Source organism: Pseudomonas sp. RIT288, from assembly GCF_000631985.1.
GTDB lineage: Bacteria > Pseudomonadota > Gammaproteobacteria > Pseudomonadales > Pseudomonadaceae > Aquipseudomonas.
In genome coordinates, this window is the sequence record NZ_JFYN01000012.1 from 1 (window position 1) to 22,114 (window position 22,114).

Consider the following 22,114-nt stretch of genomic DNA (forward strand, 5'->3'; position numbering starts at 1 on the left):
GAATTTCTTGACGACCATAGAGCGTTGGAACCACCTGATCCCATCCCGAACTCAGAAGTGAAACGATGCATCGCCGATGGTAGTGTGGGGTTTCCCCATGTGAGAGTAGGTCATCGTCAAGATTAAATTCCGAAACCCCAATTGCGAAAGCAGTTGGGGTTTTGTTTTGCCCGCAGGAAAGTATATTTGCTTAGCCAGCGAACAATTTTGCACAGTTATTTTCGAATCAGAACACTAGAATAACCCCCATCTTTTTCGGAGCCAGAGCCTTTATGTCAGATCCGGTTGACGCCCAAGGGCTGTCAGATTTACCGCTGGAAGACTTGGTGGCCTGTCATGAGTGCGACCTGCTGATGCGCAAGCCCAAGCTTGCCCATGGCGAGAAAGCACTCTGCCCGCGCTGCGGTTACGAGTTGTACGCCCATCGCCATAATGTGGTGCAGCGCAGCCTTGCCTTGGTGATCGCAGCATTATTGCTGTATATCCCGGCAAACTTTTTACCCATCATGCAACTCGATATCCTCGGACAATCTTCGCAGGATACGGTCTGGAGCGGCGTGCTCGGCTTGTTCAATACGGACATGCAGGGCGTTTCGATCGTTGTATTCCTGTGCAGTATGGCTATTCCGTTGCTGAAGTTGCTGTGCCAGTTATTCGTTTTGCTGACGATTCGATTCAACGTCGGACGCAGTTACGGCTTGCTGCTCTACCGCATTTATCATCACCTCAAAGACTGGGGAATGCTCGAGGTCTACCTCATGGGCGTCCTCGTGGCGATCGTAAAACTGGCGGACATGGCGGCCATCACCGCCGGCCTCGGTCTGGCGTGTTTTATCGGTTTGTTGTTGGTTCAGGTCTGGCTGGAAGTGGTGATGTCACCCCATCAGATCTGGCAGGCGTTATCAGGAGAGGATGCCCATGCGGGCGATTGATGCGGGCATTCTGATCTGTACCGAATGCCATGAATTGAACAGACAGGATACGGACACCGACGTGCAAACCTGCACCCGCTGCGGTGCGCTGGTTCACGCTCGTCGTCCGAACAGCCTGGCCCGAACTTGGGCCCTGCTGATCACGGCTGCGATTATCTACATCCCGGCCAATGTGTTGCCGATCATGACGGTCAGTTCGCTGGGGCAGGGCGACCCCAGCACCATCATGTCCGGCGTGATCCAGTTGGTGCAGCACGGCATGATCCCGATTGCTGCCGTGGTGTTCATCGCCAGTATTCTGGTGCCGACCTTCAAACTGGTCGGCATCGCGCTGCTGCTGTTTTCGGTGCAGCGGCGTCAACCGTTGTCCGCGCGGCAGCGGATCTGGATGTACCGCTTCATCGAGTTCATCGGTCGCTGGTCGATGCTCGACATCTTTGTGATCGCCATTCTGGTGGCGGTCGTCAACTTCGGCCGGCTTGCCAGTGTCGAAGCCAACCTTGGCGCCATCGCCTTCGCCAGTGTGGTGATTCTGACGATGCTTGCCGCAGTAACTTTCGATCCCCGACTTATTTGGGATAACACGGAGTCGGACGACGACCATGACTGATTTGCCTGTAGCGAAAACCCGACCGGCCTCCAACTGGTCTGCCATTTGGGTACTGCCTCTGATTGCCCTGATCATTGGCGGCTGGCTCGGCTGGCGTGCCTATAACGAAACCGGCATCGAGATTCAGGTGCGTTTCGAAAGCGGTGAAGGCATCCAGGCCAACAAGACCGAAGTGGTCTACAAGGGCATGCCGGTGGGTAAAGTGAAGACGCTCAAGCTTGATGATGAGGGCAACTCCAAAGGGGTGATTGCCACCGTCGAAATGAACAAGGACGTCGAGCAATACCTCAAGACCAGCACGCGTTTCTGGCTGGTGAAACCGAGCGTGACGTTGGCCGGCATCACCGGTCTGGAAACCCTGGTTTCAGGTAACTACGTGGCCATCAGTCCCGGTGAAGGTGAGCCGACCCGCAAGTTCAAGGCGCTGGCCGAGGAGCCGCCGCTGTCGGACTCCAAGCCTGGCCTGCACCTGACCATCAAGGCCGATCGTCTCGGTTCGCTGAACCGTGGCAGTCCGGTGTTCTACAAGCAGATCAAAGTCGGTCAGATCAAAAGCTACGTGCTGTCTGAAGACCAGAGCACCGTTGAACTGAAAGTGTTCATCGAGCCGACCTACGCCAAACTGGTGCGCAAACACACACGTTTCTGGAATGCCAGCGGCATCAGCATCGACGCCAACCTGTCCGGGGTGAAAGTACGCAGCGAGTCTCTGGCGAGCATCGTCGCCGGCGGTATTGCCTTCGCCACTCCGGAGAATCGCAAGGACAGTCCGCCTACTGATCCAAGCCTGCCGTTCCGTCTGTATGAGGACTTCGACGCCGCCGCTGCCGGCATCCGGGTCAAAGTCAAACTCAGTGACTTCGAAGGCCTGCAGGCCGGTCGTACGCCGGTGATGTACAAAGGCATTCAAGTCGGCAACATGAAAGCGTTGAAAATCGATCCGGATCTGAACAGCGCCACGGCCGAGCTGACGCTGGATCCTCTGGCGGAAGACTATCTGGTCGAAGGCACGCAGTTCTGGGTGGTCAAACCGTCGATTTCCCTGGCCGGTATCACCGGGCTCGAAGCGTTGGTGAAAGGTAACTACATCGCCGTGCGTCCGGGCGACAAAGGTGCCGCGCCGAAACGCGAATTCGAGGCACGGCCAAAAGCGCCGCCGCTGGATCTGCGTTCGCCGGGGCTGCACCTGGTGCTGTTCACCGACGTTCTCGGTTCGATCGAAGTCGGCAGTCCGATTCTGTACAAACAGGTCAAGGTCGGTTCGGTACAGAGCTATCAGTTCTCCAAGACCAAAAAGCAAATCGTCATCGGCGTGCATATCGAGAAGGAATACGAAAACCTGGTCAACGCGTCGACACGTTTCTGGAATGTCAGCGGCATCACCCTCACCGGTGGTCTGACGGGGGGTATTCAAGTCAAGAGCGAGTCATTGCAGACGTTGATGGCCGGCGGCATTGCCTTCGAAACACCGCAAGCCAAGGCGCCGTTGCAGAAGCGTATTCCGCGCTTCCGTCTGTTCGCCAACCATGATGAGGCCAATCAGAAAGGCACGCTGGTGACGATCAAGGTCGACCGCGCTGATGGTTTGCGCCCGGGGACCCCGATTCGTTTCAAAGGCCTGGATGTCGGCAAGATTGAAGACGTCGATCTGACCGACGATCTGCAAGCCGTCATGATTACCGCGCGGATCACCGAGGTGCCGGAGCGCATTGCGCGGGTCGGCAGTCAGTTCTGGGTGGTCAAGCCGGAGTTGGGGTTGATCAAGACCCAGAATCTGGAAACCCTGGTCACCGGGCAATATGTGGAAGTGCAGCCGGCGGCGAAAAATCTTGGCCCGCAGAAGAACTTCGTTGCGCTGGCCAATCCGCCGGAAGCGAGCAAGCAAGAGGCCGGCTTGAGTCTGGTGTTGAGTGCCGCGCGTCGTGGCTCGCTGAAACCGGGTGTACCCGTGACCTACCGCGAAATCACCGTGGGCAAGGTCACCGGTTACGAACTGGGCCAGACGGCTGACCGGGTGCTGGTGCACATTTTGATCGAGCCGAAATACGCGCCGTTGGTGCGTAGCGGCAGCCGATTCTGGAACACCAGCGGTGTCGGTTTCGACATCGGTTTGTTCAATGGCCTGACGGTGCGCACGGAGTCGCTGGAAACCGCGATTCAGGGTGGCATCGCCTTCGCTACGCCGGACGGTGAGCGCATGGGCAACCCGGCACGGCCTGAGCAGACGTTCCCGCTGTTCGACAAGTACGAGGATGAGTGGCTGACCTGGGCGCCGAAGATTTCGCTCGGTAAGTAATTCTGTGGTGCCTGAAGTGGCGCCATCGCGAGCAGGCTCACTCCTACAAGGGGAACGCGTTCCAAATTGTAGGAGTGAGCCTGCTCGCGATAGAGCACTAAAAGTCAGCACAAATCCAAAGCCATAAAAAAGGGCCGCGATCCCAACAGATCGCGGCCCTTTTTTTGCCTTCAGCTAACGCCGGTCAAACCTCATCCAGCTCCGGCTCATCGGCTTGCACATTGATGGTCGCCTTCACTGCATCGTGCCGACGGATGTACTTCCAGTCCGCCTCATCGATGTAGATCCCCGCCGGGCCGCTGCCGCCTTCCAGGTCGATCGCGACACTGGCGCAGACCTGCGGCTTCACACTCGCCAGAATCGGCACGAAGCCCAGTTGCAGGCTGGTTTCCAGCAGCGCGGCCTGGTTCTTCTCGTCGATGTCCGCCGCCTCGTCGAGGTAGTACGGCAGGCGCACGCGACCAGCGAGGTCGCGATCCATCAAGTGCAGCAACAAGTACATGTTGGTCAGCGCCTTGATGGTCATGGTGGTGCCGTTGGAGGCCGCGCCGTCGATGTCGGTGTGAATCACCGGCTGACCGTTGACCTTGGTGATCTCGAACGCCAGTTCGAACAAGTCCTTGAGGCCGAGCTGGTTGTGGTTCGCCGCCACCAGCCGCGCCAGGTATTCCTTGGCCTCTTCGTTCTTGTTGTCCTGTTCGGCACTCTGGCTCAGATCGAACACCGACAGGGTTTCGCCTTCTTCGTACTGACCGGCGCTGTGGATGATCTGGTCGATGTGCTTGAGCGCTTCCTTGTTCGGCGCCAGGACGATGCGGAAGCTCTGCAGGTTGGACACCTGCCGCTTGTTGATCTCGCGGTTGAACAGCGCCAGTTGGTGCTCGAGGCTGTCGTAGTCGCTGCGGATGTTGCGCAGGGTCCGGGCGATGTCGGTGACCGCCGCACGCCGTGCCTTGCCCAGCGTCAGGGCTTCATCGGTGCGGTGCGCGTAAGCGTTGATCAGCAGTGACAGACGACGCTCCATGTCGTCTTCGCTGTCGAACTTGGCCACGCCTTTGAGGCGCACCTGCGCGTACAGTGCTTCGATCTGCCCGTCGGCGCGCAGCAGGCCCTGCCAGCTGTCCTGATAGTCGTTGAGCAGCGGCAGCAGGTTGTCCATCGAATCGTCGACCGGATCCATGAACGGCGTACCGAACGGCAGGTCCGCCGGCAGCAGCTGACGGCGGCGCAGGGCGTCGTCGAGGGTGCGCTGTTTGGCTTCCATGTCGGCGATCTGCCGGCCAACCAGTTGCAGCTTGGCCGACAGTTGCTGGACGCGTTCGGTGAACGCATCGCTGGAGCGCTTGAGTTCGTCCTGCGCGGCTTCCATCTGTGCCAGTTGCTCGAGCTTGTCGCCTTCTTCGGCGCTCAGGGTCTGGGTGCGACGGAAATCTTCCAGGGCTTTCTGCGCATCCAGCACTTGCTGGTACAGCGCTTCGGTCTGGGTCTTGCTCGCGGCGCGGTCGGCGGCCACGGCTTGCTGGGTCTTGAGCTGCTTGAGCTCTTTTTCCAGACGTTCTTTCTGGTCACGCAGCGCGGCGCGGTCGGCCAGCGCTTGCAGAGCCGGCGGCTCGATGTGCGAGATGTCGATCGACAGCCCCGGCACTTCGAAGCGCTCGCCCTTGAAGCCATCCAGGATCAGCTCGACCGATTTGACCCACTCGCCATCCTCGTCGAGGGTGATGCCGTGCTCGCCCAGCGGCAGGCTGAACAGCGCGCTGTTGAACAGGCGCATCAGGCGCTCGACGTCCTGCTGCGAGAACTCCTCACGCAGACGCGCATAGCTGTTGTTGTCGGCGTGATCGAGTTGCTGCTTCACCGACTTCAGGCGTTTTTCCAGATCGCGCAGACGCTCTTCCAGATCCTCGGCGCTGAACTGCCGGGACTGTGCCAGCGCACCGGCCAGTTCGTCGTGGGCGTCCTTGGCCGCGAGCAGTTGCTGCTCCAGCACTTTGACGTCATCGACCAGCGCGAAGCGGTTCTTCAGCACCGACAACTCACCGAGCCAGCGCTGGATGCCGGAAATTTCCCGCTCCAGACGCATCAGCTCCTGCGTGCCGCCGCGCTGATCGTTTTGCAGATCATCCTGCTCGCGACGGTAGTGTTCGGCCTGAATCGTCAGCTCTTCCTTGCGCGCCGTGGCGTAGTCCGACCAGGTGCCGAGCAACGAGTCGAGCAGCGGCGACAGGCGATGCAGCTTGCCGCGCAGCACGTCGCGCTGTTTCACGCCATTGGCCAAGGCCTCGACCAGCGGGCCGGCGGCGACCAGCGAGTTGTAGTCCTGCTCCATCCGGCGCACATCGCGGAAGGCTTCTTCGCACGCGGCGATGTAGTCGACACTGCCGGAACGCAGGCTGTGCTCGAAGGCATCGAGGAACAGTTGCTTCAACTTGGCCGCAGTGATTTCGCGCATGTGCAGCAGATTGATGAACAGCGCGCGGAAAGTCTTCAGGCTCTGCTCGCTGGTGGAGCGCAGCGGGATCAGGGTCAGGTCCAGCGGGATCGAGGTGTGCCCGCCCACCAGCAAGCGACGCAGTTCGTCCGGCTTGAGTTCGTAGGCCTTCAGGCCTTCTTTCTCAAGGTTGCTGAACAGTTCTTTTTGACGCAGGCAGGTGTCGTTCTTCTGGTAATGCGCCAGGTCAAGCTTGCCGGCGTAGGCGAAGAACTGGTGACCGAAACCACCGCCCGGGCCACGACCGACCACGCCGATCACGTGCGGGCCGTGGGGCAGATTGACTTCGACGAGGATGTAGCTGGTGTCGGAGGCGAAGTAGAAACGCCGCGATTGTTCCAGGCTGTACTTGCCGAAACTCATGTCCGACATGCGCGCCAGGATCGGGAACTGCAAGGCGTTGATCGAGGCGGATTTACCGAGGTTGTTCGCGCCGTAGACCGACAGCGGTTCTTCCAGCGGGAACAGGCCGAGGCTGTAACCGGCGGTGTTCAAAAGGGCAAAGCGGCGGATGCCGTAGCGTTCCTGGCTCATGCGTCGGACTCCTGTTCTTCGGCAATGGCTCTAGCCAGTGCGTCTTCTTCGCTCTCTTCTTCAAATTCGCTCAAGTCGAGCGGATCGTCGGTCTCGAGGAATTTGGCTTCGGCTTCTTCGTCGATCAGCACCGGTGCCGGCAGCGGCAGCACGCTGTGCACGCTGGCCGCCAGATCGCGGTCCTGCTGAACCGACAGGCACACGTCGAGGAAACGGTGCATCGGCGGCAGGAAACGGTACACGCCGTTTTCCTCGCTGGCGAAACCGAGCTGAGTCATGCGGCGCATGATCTTTTCTTCGAGCTCTTCAACGGTCTGCACTTCGGCCTGGATGAACAGGTCGCGGTACTTTTCCAGCAGCGATGGCAGTTCTTCACGGCCGAGGCTGCCGCCGTCGAGCACGGCGATCGGGTCGCGCCCCTGATCGGCCAGGTGCTCGACGAGGATGAAGGTGAACAGCGCCAGGCGCTGAGCGGTCTTGTTCACCGCCGCAGCGGCCATGTCCGGCACGAAGTAGTAGAAACCACGGGTGTCGCAGACCAGTTCGAAGCCCAGTGCCTTGAACAGCGTGCGGTACTGGTCCTGGAAGTTCGACAGTTGCGCGTACAGCTCTGGATCGCGGCGGCTGACGTGGTAGCCCTTGAACAGCTCGCGAAAGATCGGCGCCAGCTGAGACAGTTCGGATAGATCAAGATGCATTGGGGATGCTCGCAGAATCCTCGGCGGCGGTGTCGCCGGCCGAGAGCAGGGCGAAGGAGCGCAGGCTGACCTGGTGCTCGTGAGTGTGGTATTCGCGGCGTTCCAGACGCTCGCGCTTGAAGCGTTTTTCTCGCGACAGGCGCGAGAACCAGTAAAGCAATTCGTCGGTCGCGCCGTCCGGCTCCTGTTCCAGCAACCAGGTCATCAGATCCGGCATCGGCAGGGACTCTTCGCAACGCTCGACCATTTCGCGCACGGTGCGCGGTGCACGCGGGGCATCACCTGACTTCTGGGTCTTGTGTGCCTTGGGGAAACGCGCCGGTTTCGGTTCGAAACGCGCCAGGGCATAAACGTAGGCTTCGACCTGACTCGCGCTGCCGAGGAAGGTGCTTTGCGGCCGGGTGAACAGCGGCATCGCGGCTTGCGGCACGGCATCGATACCTTTGCGGCGAATCGCCGCCAGCGCCAGCGCAGCACCACGGGTCACGGCGTTGTGGCGACGCGCTTCTTCACGCAGCGGCAGCAGCAGTTCGCGGGCGTGACGCAGGGTCAACTGGGCGCTGGTCTGCATTTCGAGGATGCGCGCGTGGGTGCGCAGCAGCATGTCGTCATCGACCAGATGGCCGAGGCGCTGCTGTTCGCTGAGCATTTTCAGCAACACGGTTTCGACCTTGCGCACGCCTTGTTCGAAGGCGCCGTCGGCGTTCACCAGATCGATCATCGGCTCGACGTATTCGTCCCAGGTCGCCAACACTTCGGCGTAACGCTGACGCAGCGGAATCTGTCGGTCGCTGGTCTTGGCACGCTCGGCGACGGCCACCAGGGCCTGTTCGTCGTTGTCGAGTTTCTTCAGCACGTCGCGTACGCGCATGTCGAGCAAACGCAGCTGACGGGCGAGGTCGTTGCCGTCGCGAATGTCGAACGCGTCCTGAATGTAGCCGGCCAGCCGTTCGAGGTGGCGCAGATAGGCTTCGATTTCCAGGCACAGGCCCAGACGGTGTTCACGGCGCAGGTAGGCGAGGAAGTCGTGGATCTGCGCGTTGAGCTCGAAACGGTTCGGGCTTTTCGCCACGGGCACCAGAATGTCGAGGCGAATCCACACGTCGAGCAGGCTGGTGATGTCCTGCGGCGTGCTGTCCAGTTGTTGGGCGGCCAATTGCGTGCGCAGTTCGTTGAGGCTCAGTGTGCCCTGGTCGAAGTGCTCGCACAGTGGCTCCAGAAGTGCCCAGTGTTCAGCGAGGGCGCGCAAGACGCGCTTGGGTTCGATCATCGGAATGGCCGGCTGGTTGGCGATTAAAAGCGGCGATTGTACTGCATCAGGAGGGATGCGATTCACTCTCGGGACGGGCTGTCGCTTTTTCTGCAATAAAGAGCTGCGATAAAGAGCAGGGTTCAAGACTATCGATCAACAACGGGCGATCTTGAGCGAAGGGCGGTAGAATCAGCACACTTTCAGTTATCCACAAGTGGCCGACCTTTGCTTATCGAGTCCCGCCGCCGCGCCTATTTGAACGCCATGCAGGTGGTCAACTGGCTGCCGCGCACCGAATTGCCTTTCGCCGCCCCGTCGCGGCCCGAGCTGCTGGACATGCCCGAGCCTGAGCCAGAGGTGGCGCTGATGCCGGTTGTTCAGGCCGAAGCCCCGGTGCAGAGTGCTCCGCGCCCGGCCGAACGGCCGAAGATCGAAGTGCCACGCCCGTCGCTTGCCAGCACCCGCACCGGTGCCAAACCGGTGGCAGAGGTCGAGGAGGCGCCGGTGGTGGTCAAACCCGCGCCTGTGCCGCCACCGCGTTTCGCCCTGCAATTGCTGCGCGCCGGGGCTTGCCTGCTGCTGGTCGAGTTACCCACAGGCGAAGCGTTCCAGAGCCGCGATCCGGCTTATCTGCTGCTTAAAGACATGCTGCGCGCCGCCGGTCTGCCGGATGCGCCACAGATCGTCGGCGAGCCGGTGCGCTGGCCGTGGCTTAACCGTGGCACCCTGGATCAGGGCCCGGAAGCAGCGCGCGACTTCGTTCAGGGCTTCCTCTCGGTACAAATGGAAGCGGCACCCTGCTCCTGCCTCTGGCTGATCGGCCTGCCGGCAGTACGGTTTGCCGGTGAAGCGGACGCCGAAGCGTTCAATAGTGAATTGCAGATCGAAGGCCTGGGCCTGGCCTGGGCCATCCCCGGTCTGGAATTGTTAATGGAAGAGCCACAGCGCAAAGCCGCTGTGTGGCAAGCCATGCGTCGGCTGATGGCGCGCTGGAAACCATCGAATGAGTGAAGCTGTATCGTTCCGCCCGATGACCGAGGCGGACCTGGACGCGGTATTGAAGATCGAATACGCGGCGTACAGCCATCCCTGGACCCGCGGGATTTTTCTCGACGGACTGGGCAAATACCAGATCTGGCTGATGTTCGAAGGCCAGCAGCAAGTCGGCCACGGGGTGGTGCAGATCATTCTCGACGAGGCGCATCTGCTGAATATCACGGTCAAACCGGAGAATCAGGGGCGTGGGCTGGGGCTGACGCTGCTCGAGCATCTGATGTCGCGGGCGTATGCAGCTGAAGCGCGTGAGTGTTTTCTGGAAGTGCGGGACAGCAATACCGCAGCGTTCAAGCTGTATGAGCGCTATGGCTTCAACGAGATTGGCCGGCGGCGCGATTATTATCCGGCGGTGGGCGGGCGTGAAGATGCGGTGGTGATGGCCTGCACTTTGGTCGACTGAATACCTGTAGGAGCTGTCGAAGGCTGCGATCTTTTGATTTTGCTTTTAAAAACAACATCAAAAGATCGCAGCCTGCGGCAGCTCCTACAGTGAGTCGCTTCACATCAGGAGATCAGCGGTTACCATCCAGCGGATCGCGCCGCGCCAGCTCCGCCTCATCCAGCCCGTTACCCCCGCCAATGTCGTCCTCGTCGACAATGCTCAGATCCCAATCTGCCTGATTGCCTTCGCCAGCCTCTTCGGCATCGCGCGCGCCATCTTCATGAATCAGTGTTTCCGGGCTCATATCGTCGTCGGTCGGCTCATGATCCGCCGTCGATGCGCCGGTAAACCCGGCCTCACGCACTCTTTCGTCGGGCATCAGTTGCTCGCGTTCACGTTGCGGAATCTCGTCGCCGATCTTGGTGCTGGGTTCGTCTTCATCGAAATCCAGCTCGTGCACCGAGCCCATGCGGTCTTCGTTGTCATCGATGGGTTCCGGTTGCACCGCATCGAACGGACGTCGTGAATCAGTCATGGCAAATCCTCATACTGTGGGCCTTACTGAGTGGACTCACCGGGCACCCGAGAATTCCAAAGAAAAACACCTGCGGTTCTTGCGTGACCCCGACGGGCGGTCGTCTGTCATACCAGCGCATCTTTCTTGAGGCCTTAACCATGCACGACTTACAAGACCTGATTGATAACAACGAGCGTTGGGCTGACGCGATCACCAAGGAAGACCCGGATTTCTTCGCCAAGCTGGCGCGCCAACAGACCCCGGAATATCTGTGGATCGGCTGCTCCGACGCACGGGTGCCGGCCAACGAGATCGTCGGCATGCTGCCGGGCGATCTGTTCGTACACCGCAACGTCGCCAACGTGGTGCTGCACACCGACCTCAATTGCCTGTCGGTGATCCAGTACGCGGTTGATGTGCTCAAGGTCAAACACATCCTCGTTACCGGCCACTATGGCTGCGGCGGTGTACGCGCCTCGATGCAGGATCGCCAGTTCGGCCTGATCGATGGCTGGCTGCGCTCGATCCGCGATCTGTACTACGAAAAACGTGAAGAACTGGCCAAGCTGCCGACCGAGGAAGAGCAGGTGGATCGGCTGTGCGAGCTCAACGTCGTCCAGCAAGTGGCCAACGTTGCCCACACCAGCATCATCCAGAACGCCTGGCATCGTGGCCAGAGCCTGTCGATTCACGGCTGCATCTACGGCATCAAGGACGGTCGCTGGAAAAGCCTGAACACCACGATCAGCGGTTTCGAGCAACTGCCGCCGCAATACCGTCTGCGTCCGGTCGGAGCGTTGTAATCCCGATCAGTGCGCGGGTCGCCAGTGCTGCAAAAAGTGCTGGCCCTCGATACTGGGTGGCTCGTCGTAACCGGTGATCCACCCCCGACAGCGCGGCGAGCCACAGGTGCAGGCGAATTGCTGCAACAAACGGTCTTCGGTGGCGGCGAAGTCGATGGTCAGGCGTTCACCCGGTTGAATGTCGCGCAGCGCCCACAGCCACAGTTCACTCATGTCCAGAAACACATTCGGATCGCAGGCATGTTCGAGCAACCCGCAAAAACGCGGGTCGTAGAGATGGATGCCGGCCAGTAGCTGGCGGGTCTGTCGACAGCGATAGGGCAGCAGTTGCCCGGACACCCGACACATCCGGGTGATGCGCAAGAACGCCCGGCGGGCCACCACTGCCGCACGGCCATGGCTGTCCTGAAGGATTTGGAAATCCTCAGTCGAGGGGAAACCCAACCGTACCGGCAACCCGGCAAACGGGTAGATACCCGGTGTGTCGGGGGGGATGGGGTGTTGATGTGCCTGGTTGTTCATAACGATCCCTGTCGGCAAATGCTGCGACTTCCCCGGTCTGACGTCCTGTCAGCGCTGCAACATGTTTGAATCGAATGTTCCGGTGTATCCCTCAAACCGTCTACTGTCAGATTTGACAGGCGTAATCCGCTGCTTCCCGCGTCAGCATTGACTGACACGGGAAGCGTTTTCAGCGGATCAGAGGTGTGGTGCGGGAACGGCGGCGTCCGGCAATTCGCCCTGAAGCTGTTGCAACTGCGCCTTGATCGGCGTGGTCGAGCACTTGGCGGCAGCCTGGGCCGGGGTCAGATTACGGATCGAGGTGTAGAACAACTCGCAGGTTTTGCCCTTTTGCGTCACCTGCCAGGTCTGGGTGCAGCTATCAAGCAGGGTTTTCGCATCGGTGCCCGGTTTACGGCCCATCCCGGCCTGCCAGCAAGCGGCGCTCAAGTCCTGGCCCATGACCTTCAAACCGGCGGCATCGGCTTTTGCTTCATCGCCGTCGTAACTCGCCGGATCGGCGGCGTACCAGATGTAGCTCGGGTGGTTCGAACCCAGTACTGGCACGTTCACCCCCGCACTCGGGCTGATAGTCGCCAGACCCAGTACGGCAACGGTCGGGCCGTATTGCTGCTTGATCCAGTTACGCACCGGCGCACCGAAGGCGACCATCGGCAGCGTGGTGCCGGCGCTGGTCTGGCTGAACTGCTTGACCAGCGTGGTCTGGTAATCCTTGAAGTAGTCGTACACGCCCTCCAGATCACTGCCGGCGTTGGACGGCGCCGCGATTGGCGCGATGTCGATGATGGTCTGATAGGCCGGCGTCTGGTCAGCCGGGATGCCGTTGGCGGTCAGCAGCGTGGCCCAGCGGTCGGTGGTGTTCGAACGCAGATAATCCTGGGCCTGGGTCAGCGAGTAATCCGGCGGAAAGTGCAGCAGTTCGACGCTCTTGCGGTTTTCCAGGGCCATGCCCAATGGCAGGAACAGATACCAGCTGTACGCCCATTTGCCATCGGCATTGAGCTTGCTGGCGCCGGTATAGGCCAGATCACCGGCGTCCAGCAGCGCCGACAGCGGCTTGTCGTAGCCTTCGGGAACGCCGCTGATCTCGGCGTAAATCTGCCCGTTATCATTCTTCACCAACACCTTGGCATTGCTGTAGCCATCGCGCTGCACACTCTGGCTCAGGTAATGGGCGACGGTCTGCTCCAGCGACCAGTTGCGATAGCAGATCACGCTGCAGTTGTTGGGGTAGGCGAAGAGGCGGGTGACGCGCTCGGTGCTGCCCAGCTTCAAATCGACATCGGCGTGGGCGGCCGCGCTCAGTGTGAGCGCGGCGAGGGCCAGTGCGGTGGGGGTAAATCCTGCGAGTTTGAACATGCTCAGATCCTTTTCAGCGTGGGTTCCCCGGGGGTTCGGGGCGCTTCATATTGGATCAGCCGTGTTGCACAGAGAAGCGGTCATTCACGGATTTTTGCGTCAGCTCGCAGGACGGGGTTTTCAGGCCTGAAAATGCAGGCCGTTGGTCAGATCGCCCATCGGTTTCTGGCCACGGGCGATCATTGCCTCATCGCGCTGCTTGAGGCCGTCGAGGGTTTCCAGCTGGAACACTCGGGTGATCAGGCGCAGGATCGACGCCGTGTCGTAGACCGTGTGATCCACCGTGCCTTTACGGGCGAATGGCGACACCACCAGCGCTGGCACCCGCGACCCCGGGCCCCAGCGATCACCCTTGGGCGGCGCCACGTGATCCCACCAGCCGCCGTTTTCATCGACCGTCACGACCACCACCATGTTTTTCCACTGCGGACTTTCGCGCAGCACCTTCAGGGCGCGGACGATGTGCCGGTCGCCGGAAGCCACGTCGGCATATCCGGCGTGCATGTTCAGGTTGCCCTGCGGTTTGTAGAAACTCACTGCCGGCAGCTTGCCGGCTTCAGCATCGGCGAAGAATTTGTTGCTGCTCGACTCGTCACCCAAACCGGCATCGCGCAGGCGTTTGCTGCGCTCTTGCGGGTTTTCCGGGCCTTGCTGCTTGAAGTAGTTGAACGGCTGGTGGTGGTACTGGAAGTTGGGGATTTTCGGAATGCCACCCGAATCCTTGTATTGATCCAGCGTCGCCTGCCAGGCGCCGGCGTACCAGGCCCAGTCGACGTTCTTTTTCGACAGCTTGTCCCCGATGTGTTCGTGGGTCTGCGGCACCAGCACGTTGGGCAGATCCGGCTTGGAGTAGGCCGGACGCTCCGGGTCGCGGATCCACGTCGGCCAGTACGGTGGGGCGAGGGTGTTGACGCCGAAACCATCCGGGGTCAGCGCACTCGGGCCGAACTGCGGCGGACCGGTCATGGCGCTGGCCGGTGACTGCTCCAGCGGCTTGAGGCGCGGATCGGTCGGGTCATTGCTTTGCAGGGCGGCGATCTGTGATTTGGCCACTGAATTGGCCGCGTCCGGGTAGAACGGCGCGGTGGCGCTGATCAGGTACTGGTGATTGAGGAACGAGCCACCGAAAGCGCCCTGGAAGAAGTTGTCGCACAGCACGAATTCCCGGGCCACGTCCCACAGCCGCAGGGAATAACGGCTCTGGGCGTAATGACCCATGGTCAGCCCACCGGAATCGGCCCAAGCGACGAAACCATCGTTCTTGCCGCCGTTGATCTGCATCTGGTTCTGATAGAACACGTGCCACAAATCACGGGTCACCAGACCGAACGGCAAGTCTTCACCATTCGGGCCCTTGAGGGCGAACGGTGCGTTGGGCAGGTTTTCCTGAAACTGCGTGGCGGCGGGGTAGGTCACGCCATCGAGGGTTTGCGGGCCGATCTGCAACACGCCGCCCCAGACGGGCGGCAGCGTCTGCAACAGACTGCCATCGCGATCACGTTGCTGGTAATCGGCAGGCTTGAGCGCCGATAGCGGCTGTTCGACACCGGGGAAGTCACCGAACAGGTTGTTGAAGCTGCGGTTCTCGGCGTAGATCACCACCACGGTTTTCACCTGCTCGCGCAAGGCCTTGTCCAGCTCGGTCGGGCTCAGCGGGCGCTCGGCCGGTTTGCCCGGCTGGTCGCTGGCGTTACCGCAGCCGGCGAGCGTGGCACCCACGCCGAGGACGGCAACACCGCCGAGGAAGCGGCGGCGGCTGGTGTCGGTGGGGGTGTCGGATTCAGGTGCGTCAGTGCCGTCTATCTCGTCTTTCATCTGTCAGCCCGTTCAGCTTAATTGTTTCAGTTTGTTTCGGACGGACGCTAACAAGCGGATGTGACGGTTGGGTTACAAAATGGTGCGACCCCTTGGCACTGCTAGACTGCTGCACTATCGAAACTGGCCTGAGTGAACCATGAAGCCTTCCATTGCTCTTGATCTGCAACGAACTGCCGTTCGTGAGGTTGTCGGAAGATTCCGTGTGGCCAATCCGCGCGTGTTTGGCTCGACGGTGCTGGGCACCGATATGGAAGGCAGTGACCTTGATCTGTTGGTCGATCCATTGCCCGGTGCCACCTTGTTTGATCTCGGCGGGCTTCAGGTTGAGCTTGAAGATTTGCTGGGCGTTACCGTCGACCTGTTGACCCCAGGAGATCTTCCGCTGAAATTTCGTCAGCAGGTCCTTGAACAGGCCCGTCCCTTATGATCGAGAGCCGGCTCGGCGATTACCTTGAGCATATGCGTCAAGCTGCAAGCGACGCGCTGGTCTTCGTCGAAGGTCTGAGCAAGGAAGAGTTCGTCGATGACAAACGGACGCAACAAGCGGTCATCATGAGCCTGGTTATCATTGGCGAGGCGGCGACCAAAATAATGGATCGGTTTCCGGAATTCGCGGCTCAGAACACTCAAATTCCCTGGCGCAGCATGCGCGGGATGCGATTGCTTATGGCTATTTCGACATCAATCTGGATGTCGTCTGGGAAACGGTTCAGGTTGCCTTGCCTGAGCTGTTGAGAGTCCTGCCCTCCGAGCAACATTGATTGCACCTGCCCTAGGGCAGGTGCAACCTCGTCAATCTACGGCATCACCGGCGGCGTATACGCCAATGTCGTCCCCAGCACCCACAGCAAGAACAGCACCAGTGGCGTGTGCACCAGCAATTGCACGAACGAGAAGCCGATCAGATCCCGCGCCTTCAAACCGAGCACGCCCAGCAGCGGCAGCATGTAGAACGGGTTGATCAGGTTCGGCAGCGCCTCGGCGGCGTTGTAGATCTGCACGGCCCAGCCGAGGTGGTACTGCAGATCGTTGGCGACTTGCATCACGTAGGGCGCTTCGATGATCCACTTGCCGCCGCCGGACGGGATGAAGAAGCCGAGAATCGCCGAGTACACGCCCATCAACAGCGCATAGGTGTCGTGGGAGGCGATGCTGACGAAGAAGGTCGAGATGTGATGCGCCAGCGTTTGCGCATCGGCACCTTTGACCGTGGTCAGCAGCGCGGCGATCGAGCCGTACAGCGGGAACTGGATCAGTACGCCGGTGGTGGTCGGCACCGCACGGGCCACCGCATCGAGGAAGCTGCGCGGGCGCCAGTGCAGCAGGGCGCCGAGCATGATGAACAGGAAGTTATAGGTGTTCAGCCCGGAAATCGCGGTGATCGCCGGTTTGCTCGAGAACTCGTGGAACAGCCAGCCGGCGGCCAGCAACACCAGCAGAATGATCAGCAGCGGACTGTGCTCCAGCCATTCGCCGGGTCGGGTGCGTGGTTGCAGTGGTGGCAGGTTGAACGCCGGGTCGATGCCGCAATCCTTGGCGTCGCGCGCGGAGTTCGGGCCGGGCGCGGTAGCGTAAGCAACGATGATCGAAATCACGATCAGCGCCAGCAGCATGGCGCCGGACTGCCAGAGGAAGATGGTCTGCGTGAACGGAATCACCCCGGTGATCGACAGGATCGCCGGCGGCAGGCTGGCCGGGTTGGCCTGCAACTGCGCCGCCGATGATGACAGGCCCAACGCCCAGACCGCACCGAGGCCCAGATACGCCGCAGCGCCGGCTGCGCGGTAATCCATTTTCAGATCGGTGCGGCGGGCGAGGGCGCGCACCAGCAAACCGCCGAACACCAGCGACAGGCCCCAGTTCAACAGCGAGGCGACCATCGAGATCAACGCGACCCAGGCCACGGCGGAGCGGCCGTTTTTCGGGATGCGTGCCAGTTTGTCGATCAGTTTGACGGCGGGTGGCGAGCTGGCGACCACATACCCGCCAATCACCACGAAGGCCATTTGCATGGTAAACGGGATCAGGCTCCAGAACCCGTCACCGAACGCCATCGCGGCATCGGTGGGTTTGGCGCCCATGGCCAGCGTGGCCAACGCGACAATGATCACGGCCAACGCGGCGAACACCCAGGAGTCGGGGAACCAGCGTTCGGCAAAGCTTGAACAGCGCAAGGCAAAGCGTGCGGAGCGGCTATCTTCGATATCAACGGCCACAGGGAGTACCTCGGATTTTTATGGTTATTGTGGGTCAGCAGGAACGGTCGCCCATCTCGAAAACACAGAGATCCCTGTGGGAGCGAGCCTGCTCGCGAAGAGGTCGGCACATTCAACATCGAAGTTGGCTGGGCTGACGCCTTCGCGAGCAGGCTCGCTCCCACACGGGGTTCGCTTCGGTCAGTCGGCGTTGGCCTGGTTCCTCCGGACAGGCTTAAACAGTAAATCAAGCCAAGCCATTTTGTGAGCAGGTTTTGCCCATCCGGGACTATGGTCTAACGGGTTGTCCCCAGGTGGATTTGCGTAGACCATGGGCGCCTTGGTTTTTTGCCTGCCAGAGTTCTTTGCCATGACTGCCCAATCCACAGCCCGACCGGCGCCGTTCAGCCGCTCCGACTACAAGACCCTCGGCCTTGCGGCCCTCGGCGGGGCGCTGGAGATCTACGATTTCATCATTTTCGTGTTCTTCGCCCTGACCCTCAGCCAATTGTTCTTCCCGCCGGAAATGCCCGAATGGCTGCGTCTGCTGCAAAGCTTCGGGATCTTCGTCACCGGTTATCTGGCGCGTCCGCTGGGCGGTATTCTGATGGCGCATTTCGCCGATCGTCTGGGCCGGAAAAAGGTTTTCAGCCTGAGCATCCTGATGATGGCGCTGCCGTGCCTGCTGATCGGGATCATGCCGACTTATGCCCAGATCGGTTATTTCGCGCCGCTGCTGTTGCTGGCGCTGCGCATCCTGCAAGGCGCGGCGGTGGGCGGGGAGGTTCCGAGCGCCTGGGTGTTCGTCGCCGAGCATGCGCCTGCCGGGCATCGCGGTTACGCGCTGGGCTTTTTGCAGGCCGGGCTGACCTTTGGTTACTTGATTGGCGCGTTGACCGCGACTTTCCTCGCGCAAGTGTTTACTCCGGCGGAAATCCTCGATTACGCCTGGCGGTATCCGTTCCTGCTCGGTGGTGTGTTCGGCGTGATCGGTGTGTACCTGCGCCGTTGGTTGAGCGAAACCCCGGTGTTCATGGCCATGGAAGCCCAGCGTGAAGCGCGGGTCGAACTGCCGCTGCGTACGGTGCTGCGCGAACATCGTCTGGCGATGCTGCCGGCGATGCTGCTGACTTGTGTGCTGACGTCGGCGGTGGTGGTATTCGTGGTCATCACCCCGACCATGATGCAGAAAACCTTCGGCATGACCGCCAGCCACACCTTCGCCCTGAGTGCGCTGGGCATCGTCTTTCTCAACATCGGTTGTGTGATTGCCGGATTGCTGGTCGATCGCGTCGGTGCCTGGCGCACGGTCATGCTGTATAGCCTGCTGCTGCCCTTGGGCATTGGTGTGCTTTATAGCTGTCTGATCATGGGCGGCAATTGGGTCGGGCTGGCGTATGCCGTCGCCGGCCTGGGCTGTGGTGTGGTCGGTGCGGTGCCGTCGGTGATGGTCGGATTGTTTCCGGCGCGGATTCGCGTGTCGGGCATCTCCTTCACCTATAACATTGCCTATGCCGCATGGGCCAGCATTACACCGCTGTTGCTGATCGGTCTGATGCCGTGGAGTCCGTGGATCTGCGTGATGTTCTGTGCGGTGATGGGCGCGGTCGGTATCGTCAGTGCGGCGTACTTCGGTGTGCGGATGCCCGGTGTCGGACGCCAATCCGTGGCGCCCTGTTCCTGACGAGTGTCAGGTCAGCCAGTGCCACCAGAGCAACGTCCCGACCAGTCCCACCACCGAGACAATGGTTTGCAGGATCGACCAGACCCAGATGGTCTGTTTGAGTTGCAAGCCAAAGTACTCGCGAACCATCCAGAAGCCTGCATCGTTCACGTGGCAGAAGAACACTGAGCCGGCGCCAATCGCCAGCGCCACCAACGAACTTTGCGTCGCGGCGAGGCCCGCCATCATCGGCGCCAGAATCCCCGCCGTCGTCGTGGTCGCGACGGTCGCCGAACCCGTAGCCTGACGCAGTGCCACGGCAATCAGCCAGGCCAGCAGCAGGTATGGCATGTGCGCGCCTTCGGCGACTTTGCTGATGGTCTGGCTGACGCCGGCGTCCAGCAAGGTCTGCTTCAAACCGCCGCCGGCGCCGATGGTCAGAAGCAATACGGCAATCGGCGCGAGGCTTTTGCGCAGCGTGCCGCCGACCTGTTCGCGCGGCATGCCGTTGGCCCAGCCGAGGCAGATCACCGCCGCCATCACCGCAATGCTCAGCGCCACCAACGGTTCGCCGAGGAACTTCAGGGTCAGGGCGACGCTGCTTTGCGCAGGCATCGCGACTTTCGCCAGGGTGCTGCCGAGCATCAGCAGCACCGGCAACAGAATGATCAGCAGCGACAGGCCGAAGCTCGGCTGGCGCGGCGCTTTCGGCGGGGCGCTGAACAGTGCGCCGAGCTCTGCCGGCTCATCGATGTGCATGCGTTTCGACAGCCAGTTGCCGTAAATCGGCCCCGCCAGAATCACCGCCGGAATCGCGATGCTGAAGCCCAGCAACATGGTCAGCCCAAGGTCGGCATGCAACGCACTGACCGCGATCAGCGGCCCGGGATGCGGCGGCATCAAGGCATGCAGGGTGGTCATTCCGGCCAGTGCCGGAATAGCGATTTTCAACAGTGGCTGTCCCGAACGGCGGGCCATGACGAAGATGATCGGCACCATCATCACCAGCCCCACTTCGAAGAACAGCGGCAGGCCAATCACCATCGCCACCAGCGCCATGACCCACGGCAGGGATTTGCCTTTGCCCAGCCCGAGCAGGGTCGAGGCGATACGGTCGGCAGCGCCGGACTCGGCCATCAGTGCGCCGAGCATCGAGCCCAGGGCAATGATGATCCCGGCCTCACCGAGAATCGCCCCGGCGCCTTTGCTGAACGCCTTGGCCACCTCTTCTGGCGGCAGACCGGCGCCGACACCGGCAATAAAAGTGCCGATCAGAATCGAGAGAAAGGGTGGAAGTTTGGTAGCGCTGATCAACACGATAATCGTCGTAATCGCCAGCAGGCAGCAGAGAATCAGGCGGGTGTCATGCACCATCCAGGCAGCGGTCGATAAATCCAAAACGGCACTCCTTATCGGGCGTATACCTGCAACATGTTGTTGCAATTTTCCCTGAGAATACCTGAAGTGGCCGGGCCAGAGCGGCGGCTTTTGTAACCGGCCTGCGGCGTGATGGTTAGAGCAATGGCCTATTGAGATTATTTTTGACTGACCGGTCTCAAACACTCTTCAGAAAAGTTTTCCAAGGCCGATGGTTAGGCTGCATCCCGCTTTCTACCCTGCCTATCGGTACTTTCCCATGTTCAACAAACGCCTCAAGCAAGAGCTGGCCACTCTTCGTGAAGAACTCTCCAGCCTGCTGCAGGTGAAGGAAAGCCTGGAAAGCGAGATGCTGGTGCTGACCCTGGAACCTGATGGCCGGATTCAGTCGGTCAACCAGAACTTCCTTGGCGAGATGCTCTACAAGAGCCAGGATCTGGTGGGGCGCGCCATTGAAGACATCGTTCCGGCGCATGTGAAGGCCGACGACTTTCATCATCGTTTCAAGGCAGCACTGACCCGGGGCGAGCATTTCGCCGGGGCCGTACGCCTGTTGCGTGGTAATGGCGAAGAGGCGTGGCTGCGTTCCATCGTGCAGCCGGTGCGCTCTTCGGACGGGCGGATCAAGCATTTCTCGATCTTCTCCAGTGACCTGACCCGCACCATCGAAGCCTCGCGCGAACACGAAAACCTGATCGGTGCGCTGGTGCGTTCGACGGCGGTGATCGAGTTCGACCTCAATGGCAACGTGCTCAATGCCAACGAGCGCTTTCTGCATGGCATGGGTTACAGCCTGGCGCAGATCAAAGGCAAACATCACCGGATGTTCTGCACACCCGAGGAGTACAACAGCGCCGAGTACCAGAATTTCTGGCGTCGCCTGAACAGCGGCGAGTTTGTCGCCAACCGCTTCAAACGAGTCGACAGCCATGGTCATACGGTGTGGCTGGAGGCGTCCTACAACCCGGTGGTCGATGCCAACAACAAACTGTACAAAGTGGTGAAGTTCGCCACGGTGATTACCGATCAGGTCAACCGCGAACAAGCGGTTGCCGACGCGGCCAGCATTGCCTACAGCACTTCGCAGCAAACCGACAGCACCGCGCAACGTGGCACCACGGTGGTCACCGAGGCCGTGAATGTGATGCGTGATCTGTCGCGCCACATGCAGGCGGCCGGTGAGGGCATCGAAGCACTGAACGAGCAGTCGCAGGTGATCGGTAGCATCGTCAAAACCATCAGCGGCATTGCCGAACAAACCAACCTGCTGGCGCTCAACGCCGCCATCGAAGCGGCCCGCGCTGGCGAGCAGGGCCGAGGCTTTGCGGTGGTGGCCGACGAAGTGCGACAACTGGCCTCGCGCACCAGCCAGGCGACCGAAGAGATCGTCACCGTGGTGCGGCAGAATCAGGAAATGGCGCGCAACGCCGTGGCCCTGATGACCGATGGCAAGCTGCAGGCCGAGCAGGGCCTGGCGCTGGCGGCGGAGGCGGGCACGGTGATCGTCGAGATCCAGGACGGCGCGCAGAAAGTGGTGGATGCGGTCGGGCAGTTTGCCAACCAACTGACCCACTGATTCATCCGCCAATACCTGTAGGCGCTGTCGAGT

The 22,114-nt window shown here is 60.7% G+C and carries 17 protein-coding genes, 1 rRNA gene and 3 pseudogenes; 12 read left to right on the top strand and 9 right to left on the bottom strand.

Annotated features, from left to right (window positions below; all coding sequences use genetic code 11):
- Positions 1-6: 6 nt before the first annotated feature.
- The 4 genes from rrf to BW33_RS11680 all read left to right on the top strand — a co-directional run bounded on the left by rrf (position 7) and on the right by BW33_RS11680 (position 3,838).
- Positions 7-122: ribosomal RNA gene (rrf, locus tag BW33_RS11665) — 5S ribosomal RNA — on the top strand.
- Positions 123-272: 150 nt separating this feature from the next.
- Positions 273-932: a paraquat-inducible protein A gene (locus tag BW33_RS11670; RefSeq protein WP_047599123.1), complete on the top strand. Its 660-nt coding sequence runs from the start codon at positions 273-275 to the stop codon at positions 930-932.
- Positions 919-1,542, top strand: coding sequence for a paraquat-inducible protein A (locus BW33_RS11675; RefSeq protein WP_047599125.1), 624 nt, complete (start codon positions 919-921; stop codon positions 1,540-1,542). The genes BW33_RS11670 and BW33_RS11675 overlap by 14 nt, the downstream gene beginning before the upstream one ends.
- Positions 1,535-3,838, top strand: a complete 2,304-nt coding sequence (locus tag BW33_RS11680) for a PqiB family protein (RefSeq protein WP_047599127.1) — start codon at positions 1,535-1,537, stop codon at positions 3,836-3,838. Before BW33_RS11675 ends, BW33_RS11680 begins: the two co-directional genes overlap by 8 nt.
- A gap of 184 nt (positions 3,839-4,022) precedes the next feature.
- On the opposite strand, the gene mksF is transcribed toward BW33_RS11680, so the two are convergent.
- Genes mksF through mksB form a run of 3 tightly spaced genes read right to left on the bottom strand, consistent with a single transcriptional unit; the run spans position 4,023 to position 8,831 of the window.
- Entirely contained in the window at positions 4,023-6,863 is a 2,841-nt protein-coding gene (gene mksF, locus BW33_RS11685) for an Mks condensin complex protein MksF (RefSeq protein ID WP_047599129.1), read from the bottom strand.
- Positions 6,860-7,561: an Mks condensin complex protein MksE gene (gene mksE, locus BW33_RS11690; RefSeq protein ID WP_047599132.1), complete on the bottom strand. Its 702-nt coding sequence runs from the start codon at positions 7,559-7,561 to the stop codon at positions 6,860-6,862. The genes mksF and mksE overlap by 4 nt, the downstream gene beginning before the upstream one ends.
- A complete protein-coding gene (gene mksB, locus BW33_RS11695; protein WP_047599135.1) occupies positions 7,551-8,831 on the bottom strand; it encodes an Mks condensin complex protein MksB in 1,281 nt (426 codons plus the stop codon). Before mksB ends, mksE begins: the two co-directional genes overlap by 11 nt.
- A gap of 246 nt (positions 8,832-9,077) precedes the next feature.
- On the opposite strand from mksB, the gene BW33_RS11700 reads away from it, so the two are divergent.
- Positions 9,078-9,824: a hypothetical protein gene (locus BW33_RS11700; protein WP_047599137.1), complete on the top strand. Its 747-nt coding sequence runs from the start codon at positions 9,078-9,080 to the stop codon at positions 9,822-9,824.
- Positions 9,817-10,269 carry a ribosomal protein S18-alanine N-acetyltransferase gene (rimI, locus tag BW33_RS11705; RefSeq protein ID WP_007961522.1) on the top strand — a complete coding sequence of 151 codons (453 nt, stop codon included), beginning with the start codon at positions 9,817-9,819 and terminating at the stop codon, positions 10,267-10,269. Before BW33_RS11700 ends, rimI begins: the two co-directional genes overlap by 8 nt.
- Before the next feature lie 112 nt (positions 10,270-10,381).
- Here the strand turns inward: rimI and BW33_RS11710 are convergent, their stop codons facing one another.
- A complete protein-coding gene (locus tag BW33_RS11710) occupies positions 10,382-10,786 on the bottom strand; it encodes a hypothetical protein (protein WP_047599139.1) in 405 nt (134 codons plus the stop codon).
- A gap of 140 nt (positions 10,787-10,926) precedes the next feature.
- Here BW33_RS11710 and can point away from each other — a divergent pair, with 140 nt between their 5' ends.
- Entirely contained in the window at positions 10,927-11,571 is a 645-nt protein-coding gene (can, locus tag BW33_RS11715; protein ID WP_003228196.1) for a carbonate dehydratase, read from the top strand.
- Positions 11,572-11,577: 6 nt separating this feature from the next.
- On the opposite strand, the gene BW33_RS11720 is transcribed toward can, so the two are convergent.
- The 3 genes from BW33_RS11720 to acpA all read right to left on the bottom strand — a co-directional run bounded on the left by BW33_RS11720 (position 11,578) and on the right by acpA (position 15,267).
- On the bottom strand, positions 11,578-12,093 hold the full coding sequence (locus BW33_RS11720; protein ID WP_047599140.1) for an SET domain-containing protein-lysine N-methyltransferase: 516 nt from the start codon (positions 12,091-12,093) through the stop codon (positions 11,578-11,580).
- 177 nt (positions 12,094-12,270) lie between these two features.
- Entirely contained in the window at positions 12,271-13,452 is a 1,182-nt protein-coding gene (locus BW33_RS11725) for a hypothetical protein (RefSeq protein WP_047599142.1), read from the bottom strand.
- 120 nt (positions 13,453-13,572) lie between these two features.
- Positions 13,573-15,267 carry an acid phosphatase gene (gene acpA / locus BW33_RS11730; protein ID WP_047599144.1) on the bottom strand — a complete coding sequence of 565 codons (1,695 nt, stop codon included), beginning with the start codon at positions 15,265-15,267 and terminating at the stop codon, positions 13,573-13,575.
- 139 nt (positions 15,268-15,406) lie between these two features.
- On the opposite strand from acpA, the gene BW33_RS11735 reads away from it, so the two are divergent.
- Both BW33_RS11735 and BW33_RS11740 read left to right on the top strand, forming a co-directional pair.
- Positions 15,407-15,697 (top strand): nucleotidyltransferase family protein, encoded by a 291-nt coding sequence (locus BW33_RS11735; RefSeq protein WP_047599145.1) that lies wholly within the window; start codon positions 15,407-15,409, stop codon positions 15,695-15,697.
- A 32-nt stretch (positions 15,698-15,729) separates the two neighbouring features.
- A pseudogene (locus tag BW33_RS11740) lies at positions 15,730-16,031 on the top strand (HepT-like ribonuclease domain-containing protein).
- A 36-nt stretch (positions 16,032-16,067) separates the two neighbouring features.
- Here BW33_RS11740 and BW33_RS11745 read toward each other — a convergent pair.
- A complete protein-coding gene (locus BW33_RS11745) occupies positions 16,068-17,486 on the bottom strand; it encodes a short-chain fatty acid transporter (RefSeq protein ID WP_047599146.1) in 1,419 nt (472 codons plus the stop codon).
- A gap of 349 nt (positions 17,487-17,835) precedes the next feature.
- On the opposite strand from BW33_RS11745, the gene BW33_RS11750 reads away from it, so the two are divergent.
- The gene (locus BW33_RS11750) at positions 17,836-19,149 is read left to right on the top strand and encodes an MFS transporter (protein ID WP_047599716.1); all 1,314 of its coding nucleotides are present in this window, start codon (positions 17,836-17,838) and stop codon (positions 19,147-19,149) included.
- Positions 19,150-19,155: 6 nt separating this feature from the next.
- Here BW33_RS11750 and BW33_RS11755 read toward each other — a convergent pair whose 3' ends face one another.
- The gene (locus tag BW33_RS11755; RefSeq protein WP_047599148.1) at positions 19,156-20,526 is read right to left on the bottom strand and encodes a GntT/GntP/DsdX family permease; all 1,371 of its coding nucleotides are present in this window, start codon (positions 20,524-20,526) and stop codon (positions 19,156-19,158) included.
- Between the two features lie 328 nt (positions 20,527-20,854).
- Here BW33_RS11755 and BW33_RS30425 point away from each other — a divergent pair.
- A pseudogene (locus BW33_RS30425) lies at positions 20,855-21,541 on the top strand (PAS domain-containing protein); the annotation flags it as partial.
- Positions 21,542-21,643: 102 nt separating this feature from the next.
- Positions 21,644-22,081: pseudogene (locus tag BW33_RS30430) on the top strand (methyl-accepting chemotaxis protein); the annotation flags it as partial.
- Positions 22,082-22,114: the final 33 nt, after the last annotated feature.